Here is a 10,019-nt window from a genome sequence, read left to right on the forward strand (position 1 = left end):
ACGCTGCATGTCGTCGCGATGGCCGATCGGCGTGGCGACGACATCGGCGCCCGCGCCATCGAGACGTTGCGCCGGGTGAAGGTCATCGCGGCCGAGGACACGCGGCACACGCGCCCATTGCTCCAGCACCTGGGCATCGATACCCCCCTGGTCGCGCTGCACGACCACAACGAGCGCACGGCGGTCGACAGCCTTGTCGAACGCATGCGCGGCGGCGACGATATCGCCCTGGTCTCGGATGCGGGCACGCCGTTGATCAGCGACCCCGGCTTCCGCTTCGTCCGCGCCGCGCGGGCGGCGGGGCTGAAGGTCAGCCCGGTTCCGGGGCCGAGCGCGGTCGTCGCGGCGCTTTCCGTCGCCGGACTGCCCAGCGACCGCTTCGTCTTCGAGGGCTTCCTCGCCGCCAAGGCAGGGGCCCGCCGCGCGCGGCTGGGCGAGTTGGCCGGCGAAACGCGCACCGTGATTTTCTACGAGTCCTCCCACCGCATCCTCGAATCGTTGCAGGACATGCGCGATATCTTCGGGGTCGAACGCGAGGCGGTCGTCGCGCGCGAACTCACCAAGATGTTCGAAACCGTGCTCGACGGCCCGCTCGCCGCCCTGGTCGACCGCGTGGCCGCCGATCCGAACCAGCAGCGCGGGGAATTCGTCGTGATGGTCGCCGGGCGGGAAGCCGGCGAGGACGAGCGCCTGGCCGAGGGCTTGCGCGTGTTCGCGATCCTCAAGGACGAACTGCCTCCGGCGAAGGCGGCGAAGCTGGCGGCCGCGATCACCGGCGCGCCGCGCAAGGCGCTTTACGGGGCTTGATCGTCGGGGCGGGCCATCGCCGACAGGGTCGGCTCCCACCGGGGACGACCGGGGCAGGTCGCGGCTGGATCGGTACAAGCAGGGGCTACCTCACAACGGCCTCGCGAAGCGATGGGCTATGATCCGGTCGTTTCGGCGCCGGAGGGCGTCTTCGTGCAGTCAAGGAATCCGTTGCGATGCGATCGATCCGCGCCACCACCCTCGTCCTCCTGCTTTCCGCCGGCCTCGCCGGCTGCGTGACCCAGGGCGGGGTCCAGCACGGTGCCGCACCTTCGGGTGAGGCCACCCAGGCGGCGCAGGCGCTCTACATCAAGGGCCAGTTCGACCAGGCCGCGCAGGCGTACCTCGCCCTGGCCGCGCAGGACAGCGACCATCGCGACTACTACAAGCTGCTCGCGGCGGAGTCGTACCGGCAGGAGGGGGCCCTGGACCGCGCGGCTCCCATCGTCGCCGACACTCGCCGTTCCCGCCTCGAAGGCGAGGACGCCTTGCGCCTCGACGCGTTGCGTGCCGAAGTCGCGCTGAAAAACAACGACGCGAAGACCGCGCTCTCCCTCACCGGAAAGCCGTCGTCGCGCGTATCGCCGCAGATCGACCAGCGCCTCGCCGAATTGCGCGCCCGCGCCCAGGCCGCCGCCGGCGATCCATGGAGCGCCGCGCAGACCCGGATCGAACTGGACGGCCAGTTGCGCGGCATCGACCGCGAGCAGAACCGCAAGGAAATCCTCACCCAGCTCACGGGCCTCGGTGCGCAAGCGCTCGCCGAACGCGGTGGCGCCCTTCCGGCGAACGATCCGATGAAACCCTGGGTAACGGAAGCCCAGGCACAGCTGGGCAGCGTGACCCGTGCGCCGGCCGTGCTCGACCAGGCCGTCGGCACGGTCACCGGCGACAAGGGCGTGCGCGAGGGATACAAGGTGCCGACCAAGGTCGCCCTGCTGCTGCCGCTGTCCGGCCCCCTGGCAGGCGCCGGCGCAGCTATCCGCGATGGTTTCTTCACCAACTACATAGAAGCGGCGCACAACGATGCGCCCCGTCCGGAAGTGGCCGTCTACGATTCCGGCAACGATGCCCAGCATGCCGTCGCCGCCTACGACAAGGCCGTGGCCGAAGGCGCGCGTTTCGTCGTCGGCCCGCTCAATCGCGACGGTGTTTCCGCGATCTTCGCCAAGGGCGCCCTGCCCGCGCCGATGCTCACGCTGAACTACCCCAACGACAACAAGAACCTGCCGCCCGCGGGTGCCAACGAGTTCGGCTTGCTGCCGGAAACCGAAGGCGCCCAGGTCGCCGACCACATGGCCGATCGCGGCATGCGGACCGCCACGGTGATCGTATCCACCGACGATTTCGCCCGCCGTGCGGGCAACGCGTTCAAGGCCGAATGGCAGGCGCGAGGTGGCACGCTGGCCAGCCAGGTCACGCTCGATTCGGGGAGCATCGACTTCGCGTCGCAGCTGTCCGAACCGGTCGGACAGGACCCCGCTACCAGCGGCGTCTTCATCAGCATGAAGCCGCAACAGGCACGTCTCCTGCTGCCCCAGTTGCGCCTGGCGAAGAACACGCTGCCGGTCTTCGCCACGTCGCACGTCTACGCGGGTGGCGACGATGCGACCGCGGATCGCGACCTCGAAGGCGTGGAATTCTGCGACGCGCCCTGGTTGTTCGACGCGCAGCCGGGCCTGCCGCGGCGCACCGACCTCAACAACGCGCTGCCGGCGACCAAGGGCGTGACGGCACGCTTGTTCGCCTTCGGCATGGACGCATGGGGCCTGGTGCCCTACATCGACTGGATGCGCGGCCATCCGGGCAGCTACCTGCCCGGCGCGACCGGCCAGCTGGTCGCGGACGAATTCGGCCGCGTGCGCCGCGTACTCATCTGGGCGCGTTTCGCCGACGGCGTGGCACGCCCCGTCGCGGGTAGCCTCGAACTCGAAGCGCCGGCCACGGCTCCCGACGTCGAAAGCGGCGGGGGCTGACTCCCGCCGGCGCGAACAGGGAGTTCGCATGACGGCAACCAGGAAGACCACCCCGCGCCGCGCCACCGGCGACCGTTTCGAAGGCGCGGCCCGGGCATTTCTCGAAGAACGGGGATTGCGCCTCGTCCGCGCCAACTTCCTCTGCCGGCACGGCGAGATCGATCTCGTGATGCGTGACGGCGAGACCGTGGTGTTCGTCGAGGTGCGCTACCGGTGCAATGGCGCCTTCGGCGGCGCGCTGGGGTCGGTGACGGCAGCCAAGCGGCGCAAGCTGGTCAGTGCGGCCCACCTTTGGATCGCGTGGCATCCGCGCGACGCGCGCCGTCCCTGCCGGTTCGATGTGCTGGCCTTCGAGGGCGATGGCGTGGAGTGGGTGCGGGGCGCTTTCGAGGCGTGAATCGCCGACAGGGTCGGCTCCCACTCGAAGGCGTCGCCGCTGAAGCGGCTCCCACAGTGTCCGAGGCAGGCCTGAATGCCGGGGCGGCCTGAATGCCGATGTGGGCACGGTGGGAGCCGGCTCTGCCGGCGATGGCGGCCGGTCAGGCCGCCGCCAGGAAATCCTCGCGGCGCATCGTCGCCAACTCCGCGACCGTATCGATCGTGATGTCCGGCGGCGTCTCTTCCAGTTCCTTGCCCGCGGCGGCCGCATAGTGGCCCTGCTTCACGAACACCGTGGTGACCTTGTCGCCGAGCAGCTTCTTCAACGCCACGAGGATGCGCGGCTTGTCGTCCACCATCACGTAGTGGTCCGCCGGATAGCGCCGGCGCATGTCGTCCAGCATGTCTTCCTTGTGCACGTAGATCAGTACGTCCCCCTGGAACGCGTCCCACAGCCCCGCACGACGAATCTTTCGTGGCTGGAACACGGTATCGCCGTCGGACATGATCACCGGCCGGCCGATCGTGCGAAGGTGCGCGATGGCTTCCAGCACGCCCGGGAACCGGCGCTCGTCGAAAGGGTAATCGAGCAGGAAGAACGACATGCCCATGAACTCGGGGCTGCTGGCCTGTCCGCGCAGGCGCTGCAACGCGCCGAGGTAGTCGGCGTAACCGACCTGGCTGCGGATGTCCTTGTCGATGGCTTCGTAGCGGGTGCGGCCTTCGGCGCCGAAATCGCGCTCCAGCCGGGCGCGGAGGTCCGCGCTGAAACGATCGTTGTCGATCAGGGTGTTGTCGACGTCGAACAGGAAGACGATGGGGTCGTGGGTGGACACGATGGATCCTTGGCGCGGGTACGTGACCGCATATATGGGGTTGGACATTCTGATTCGAAGAGGCGGGCCCTTCTTGGCCCGGCCTGCCCTTCGGCAGGGCGGGCCCACGCTCGCTAGGCGCGCTTGGGCGGAACCAGCGACAGGCGCTTGCTGCCCGTGGTCCTCGGCGCCAGCAGGCGCTCGATCTCGTCCGGCGGCAGCGGACGGGAATACAGGAAGCCCTGCCCTTCCTGGCAGCCGGCGCGAAGCAGGAATTCGTGCTGGCCTTCGGTCTCGATGCCTTCGGCGATCGTGTGCAGGTCGAGGCTGCGCGCGATCGCCACCATCGCTTCGGTGATCGCGACGTCGTTCGCGTTCATCGGCAAGCCGGTGACGAAGGAACGGTCGATCTTGAGATAAGCCACCGCCGGCAGCTTCAGATAGGCCAGGGACGAATAGCCGGTGCCGAAATCGTCGATGGCGACGGCCACGCCAAGATTGTGCAGCGCGAGCATGGCACGCTCGGTATCCTCGCCCAGGCGCAGGATGGCGCTTTCGGTCAGTTCGACGAGCAGGCGCTTCGGCGGAATGCCGATCTCCTGCAGTGCCTGGCAAACGCCTTGCAGGAAATCAGGGTGGCCGAACGAACCCGCCGATACGTTGACCGCCATGCGCAACGGCGGCAGGCGCGCCTCGTCCCACTGCAGCAACTGGCGACAAGCCGTTTCAAGCACCCACTGGTCGATCTGGCGGATCAGGCCGAGGCTTTCCGCGATGGGGATGAACTCGTCGGGCGCTACGTTGCCGCGTTCCGGGTGACGCCAGCGGATCAGCGCCTCGACGGCCACGATGCGCCCGCTCTTCATCTCGATGCTCGGCTGGTAGACGAGATAGAACTCGTTGCGGATCAGCGCCTGGCGCAGTTCCGAGGCGAGCTTGAGACGGCGCCGCGCGTCCGCGTGCATCTTCGGCGTATAGAAACGCAGCGCGTTGCGCTCTTCGGTCTTGGCCACATACATGGCCGCGTCGGCGTTGGCGATCAGGGTGACCGCGTCGTTGCCATCGAGCGGATAGCCCGCGATGCCGATGCTGGCGCTGACATAGAGTTCGTAGTCGCCCAGGTCGAAGGGACGCGCCAGCGCCGCGAGCATCGTCTCCGCCACCACCAGCGCTTCCTCGCGCGAGCGCAGGTCGGCGAGCAACACGGTGAATTCATCGCCACCGATGCGGCCCGCCACGTCGTGCGGGGAAAGCTGGGCGCGGATGCGCTCGGCCACGCGCATCAGCAGGGCGTCTCCCGTGGCGTGGCTGTAACTGTCGTTCACCACCTTGAAAGCATCGAGGTCGACGAACAACACCGCCACCGCGCCGCGCTCGTGCGCGGCACGGGTGATCGCTTCGGCGCAACGCCGCTCGAATTCCGAGCGGGTGACCAGGCCGGTGAGCGGATCGTGCGTGGCCAGGTGTTGCAGGCGCTGCCGGTCGGCCTTGCGCGCGGTGATGTCCGACACCACCGCCACGTAGTGCTGTGGGCGCCCCTCGCGGTCGCGAATGGTGCTGATGCTCATCAATTCCGGATAGGTGCTGCCGTCCGCACGGCGGCTTTCCACTTCGCCCACCCAGTTGTCGCCCGCCGCGATGTCATCCCACAGCGACTGTGGCAACGGACGGCCATCCGGAAGCGTCCGCGTGATGTCGAAACGGGTACGGCGCAGCGCCTGCACCGGGAACCCGGTGAGCTTCGCATGCGCCGCGTTGGCGGTGGTCACCCTGCGGTCGGCGTCCGCGATGATCACGCCCTCCGCGATACTGGCCAGCGCCTCGGAGGCGATCTTTCGCTCCTGCTCCATGGCCACGCGGTCCGAAATATCGCGCACGATGGCCTGCGAGACCTGTCGGGCGCCCCAGACCACGAGGCTGCTCTGCGTCTCCACCGGCCGCAGGGTTCCATCGGGATTGCGAAGGCTGCCCATGCCGGTATGTGGAGAACCGTCCACGAACAAGGCGGCCAGTTCCGTCCCGGTCAGTTCTTCGCGTGAGCAGCCGAGCCATGAGGCTGCGCGTCGGTTGGCGTCGAGGATGCGTCCGGTTTCCTCGTCGACCATGAAAATGGCATCCGCCGCACTGTCGAAGAGGAGGCTGTAGCGCTCCTCGGTACCGCGAATCCCCGCGAGGATACGACCGGCCATGCGCAACCAAAGCGACGAGGCCAGCGCCGCCACGCCGAGCACCGTGAAGAACAGTACACGGCCCAACCACGACGCACCGTTGGCGATGTACAGGGAAAAGGCCTTGGCGCGGGGTTCGATGTAATTGTTGAGCGTGGCGATCCGCTCGCGTTCCGCGGCGATGTCACCCGGCTGCAACGTGCCGGCGCCATAGCTCTTCTCGAGACGGTCGGCGGTGTCCTCGAGGTCGGCGAGGCTGCCGTCCACGGAACGCCATTCCGCCACCGCCTCGCGCACGTAAGGCATGCCGTCGAAATACTGGAAGATGAAGACCATCCCGGGGATGGCCTCGGGGATGACCCCACCCCGGGCGAAGGCGTCGTTCACCTCCGCATGGGAGAAATCGCCGCTGGCGATCGCGTCGCGCGCCCAGCGGTCGGACATGAGCACCGCGTAGTTCCGCCGGAACCCGGCGAGGTCTGCCGGCCGGCCGTGGGCGGCGTAGGCGTCCAGGTCGATGACCGACTGCTTCTGCGCCTTGGACCAGAGACTCTCGCCGTTGAGGAAACCGGCGAGAGTCACCTGGGTCTGGAGAGCGACCCACGTCAGGGTGAGGATGAGGCCGACGACCGCCACCAAGGCATAGGCCAACGGCCTGAGGCGCCTGGACAGAAGCTGCTGGTGACTGGCCTCGAGGCGGCGCATCGGATCCCCTTGTTCCTCAACCGGACGTGATAGTGCTCCACATGATGCCCAACTTGCGAGTTACGCCGCCGCCTCGTTCCACTTGCGGATCGAGCCGACAGCGTCCATGCAACGGTCCAGCGTGATGCTCATGCAGACGTAACTACGGCGAACACACTCTCTAATGTGCTCGATCTGGTCCACCGGGGGGTTGCTCCCCAGCAGCGTGCAGACGATTTCCAGCGCCTCCCACGGATGGGTATCGTCATAGGCGGCGTGAAGCTGAAGCCAGCGAAGCCCGGCTTTCCGGCCGGAAATCGGCAAGCTTTCGGCATAAGCCTTGCTTTCGTAGACAAGCTGCGACCAGTCCCCGGTCGCCCCCTCCACCGCGTAGTTCGTCGCGGCGATGCCCGCGGCCAGCGAGTCGTTGCGGGACACCTCCTCGCACCAGTCGGCCAGGGCCTGGGAGCCCTTGGGCGGCTCGGCTCCCAGCACGTCCTCGCGCGACACCCCCGCGCTGTCGGCCCAGTTCAGCCAGTACTCGGCGTGGTTCTGCTCCACCCGGATGTTGCGGACCAGCCAGCGCCGGGCGAGGTCGTCGCCCTGGCTGCGGCCATAACGGGTCTTCAACAGGCTGTGCGACATGTAGCCCGGGAAGCGCTCGATCACCGGCCAGACCCCCACCATGAAGTTGCGCGTGGTCTGCGGGTCGAGGGTGGCGGCGCACATGGCCGTCCACATCTCATGGCTGACGATCCCCCGCCGGGCGTCCTCGCAGGACGACACCATGTCCTGCGCCCAGAGCGGATAGCTGGCGATCTCGGTCTGCGAGCCGGTCAGTTCGAAACGTGCGTTCATACTAGATCTCCCTAAAGATCTGCTGCCAATAAAGGTCGGGCGGGCCCGGGCGACCCGCGGCCCGCCCCGATACCGGCCTCGTTGCGGGGCCGGACGATCATTAGGGCACATCCCCACGGCCGCTTTGTGGGCTTGGGAGGTGGCCTTGCGCCTAGTCCATCGGTCATGGACACAAGCGCCACGGCGGGGACTATCGTGGACGCCCAACCAGCAAGGACCCCGCCATGGCCACCATCCACCGGATCCTCGCCGCCTCGATCGCCTGCGGCCTCGCTTCCACCGGCGCGCTCGCCGCCGGACAGCCTTCGGGCATCGACCTCAAGGGCATCGACCGGACGGTGCGGCCCGGCGACGATTTCGACGGTTACGCCAATGGCGCCTGGAAGAAGACCGCGGTCATCCCGGCGGATATGTCCAGTACCGGCGTCTTCCTGGATGTGTATCAGAAGGCCGAGAAGCGCAACGCGGACCTGATCAAGGCCGCCGGCGAGAACAAGGCGGCCCCGGGCAGCAACGAGCGCCTCATCGCCGACTACTACAAGGCCTACATGGACGACGCGGCCATCGAGAAGGCCGGGCTCAAACCGCTCGAACCGGCACTGGCGCGGATCGATGCGATCAAGGACAAGACCCAGCTCTCCACGGCCCTGGGCGCGCAGGTCCGCGCCGACGTGGATCCGATCAACGCGACCAACTTCGACACGGAGCACCTGCTCGGCCTGTTCGTCGCCCAGGGCCTCGAAGACCCCTCGAAGAACGTGCCCTACCTGTTGCAGGGCGGCCTGGGCATGCCCAATCGCGACTACTACCTGAAGAACGACAAGGACATGGTCGAGACGCGCGAGAAATACGCCGCCTACGTCCAGGCCCTGCTCGCGCAGGCGGGTACTCCCGACGCCGCCGGCAAGGCGAAGGCCATCGTCGACCTGGAAACGAAGATCGCCCAGGCACAGCTATCCCTCGTCGACAGCCAGGACATCCACAAGGCGAACAATCCGTGGCCGCGCACGAGCTTCGCGAGCAAGGCGCCGGGCATCGACTGGAACGCCTGGTTCAAGGCCGCCGGCCTGGACGACCAGCCCACCTTCATCGTCTGGCAGCCGGCCACCGTGACGAAATTCGCCGCCCTCGTCGCCAGCGAACCGCTGGACTCGTGGAAGGCCTGGCTGCGCTTCCACACCATCAACGAGAATTCGCGCGGCCTGCTGCCGAAGGCCTACGACGAACTTTCCTTCGGCTTCTACGGCAAGGTCCTGTCCGGGACGCCGAAGCAGCGCGACCGCTGGAAGCGCGGTGTCGGCCGCGTGAATAACGACCTGGGCGACGCGGTGGGCCAGATCTACGTGAAGCAGTACTTCCCGGCGTCCTCGCGCGCGGAAGTGCAGGACATGGTGAAGAACATCCTCAAGGCGTTCGACGCGCGCGTGGACACGATCGAGTGGATGTCCGCCGCCACGAAACAGAAGGCCAAGGCGAAGATCGCCACCATCAAGGTAGGCGTCGGCTATCCCGACACCTGGCGCGACTACTCGAAGCTGGACATCCGTCCCGACGACGCGCTCGGCAACCACGCGCGCGCCGAGCTCGCCGAGTACCACCACCAGGTCGCCAAGCTAGGCAAGCCGGTGGATCGCGACGAATGGTGGATGACGCCGCAGACCGTCAACGCGGTGAACCTGCCGCTGCAGAACGCGTTGAACTTCCCTGCCGCCATCCTCGAACCGCCATTCTTCGATCCGAAGGCCGACGCGGCCTCCAACTACGGCGCCATCGGCGCGACGATCGGGCACGAGATCAGCCACAGCTTCGACAACATGGGCGCGGAGTTCGACGCCCAGGGCCGGCTCGCCAACTGGTGGACCGCCGCCGACGAGAAGCACTTCAAGGAGGCCGGCCAGCGTCTGGTGGAGCAGTTCAACCAGTACGAGCCGCTGCCGGGCCTGCACATCAACGGCCAGCAGACCCTGGGCGAGAACATCGCGGACGTGTCCGGCCTGGCGATCGCCTACGCCGCATACAAGGAGAGCCTTGGCGGCAAGCCGGCGCCGGTGATCGACGGCCTGACCGGCGACCAACGCTTCTTCCTCGCCTTCGCGCAGTCCTGGCGCACCAAGACCCGCGATGCGGCGTTGCGCCAGCAGGTCATCGGTGACGGCCATGCGCCGGGTGAATTCCGCGCGCAGACAGTACGCAACCTCGATCCCTGGTACGACGCCTTCCAGCCGAAGCCCGGCCAGAAGCTTTACCTGGACCCGAAGCAGCGGGTGCGGATCTGGTGACCCCGTCGCCGGCGGCCGCGGACCCCCCCCACAACCCCCCCGGGCGAAAGACCC

At 67.6% G+C, this 10,019-nt stretch carries 7 protein-coding genes; 4 read left to right on the top strand and 3 right to left on the bottom strand.

The window, feature by feature from the left end; all coding sequences use genetic code 11:
* The 3 genes from rsmI to ACR9ZJ_RS17720 all read left to right on the top strand — a co-directional run.
* The coding region (gene rsmI / locus ACR9ZJ_RS17710) for a 16S rRNA (cytidine(1402)-2'-O)-methyltransferase (protein WP_481288504.1) at positions 1–807 on the top strand (807 nt) is incomplete at its 5' end.
* A 176-nt stretch (positions 808–983) separates the two neighbouring features.
* Positions 984–2,783 (top strand): penicillin-binding protein activator, encoded by a 1,800-nt coding sequence (locus ACR9ZJ_RS17715; protein ID WP_481281502.1) that lies wholly within the window; start codon positions 984–986, stop codon positions 2,781–2,783.
* A 28-nt stretch (positions 2,784–2,811) separates the two neighbouring features.
* On the top strand, positions 2,812–3,180 hold the full coding sequence (locus ACR9ZJ_RS17720; protein WP_481288505.1) for a YraN family protein: 369 nt from the start codon (positions 2,812–2,814) through the stop codon (positions 3,178–3,180).
* A gap of 142 nt (positions 3,181–3,322) precedes the next feature.
* Here ACR9ZJ_RS17720 and ACR9ZJ_RS17725 read toward each other — a convergent pair whose 3' ends face one another.
* The 3 genes from ACR9ZJ_RS17725 to ACR9ZJ_RS17735 form a co-directional block, all read right to left on the bottom strand.
* Positions 3,323–3,997: an HAD family hydrolase gene (locus tag ACR9ZJ_RS17725; RefSeq protein ID WP_371022696.1), complete on the bottom strand. Its 675-nt coding sequence runs from the start codon at positions 3,995–3,997 to the stop codon at positions 3,323–3,325.
* Between the two features lie 113 nt (positions 3,998–4,110).
* Positions 4,111–6,849, bottom strand: a complete 2,739-nt coding sequence (locus tag ACR9ZJ_RS17730; RefSeq protein WP_481288506.1) for a putative bifunctional diguanylate cyclase/phosphodiesterase — start codon at positions 6,847–6,849, stop codon at positions 4,111–4,113.
* A 60-nt stretch (positions 6,850–6,909) separates the two neighbouring features.
* Complete coding sequence (locus tag ACR9ZJ_RS17735) at positions 6,910–7,686, bottom strand: iron-containing redox enzyme family protein (protein ID WP_481288507.1); 777 nt, start codon at positions 7,684–7,686, stop codon at positions 6,910–6,912.
* 224 nt (positions 7,687–7,910) lie between these two features.
* Here ACR9ZJ_RS17735 and ACR9ZJ_RS17740 point away from each other — a divergent pair, with 224 nt between their 5' ends.
* Positions 7,911–9,965 (top strand): M13 family metallopeptidase, encoded by a 2,055-nt coding sequence (locus tag ACR9ZJ_RS17740; protein ID WP_481288508.1) that lies wholly within the window; start codon positions 7,911–7,913, stop codon positions 9,963–9,965.
* Positions 9,966–10,019: the final 54 nt, after the last annotated feature.

Source organism: Luteibacter sp. KNZ12-1A (assembly GCF_056755675.1).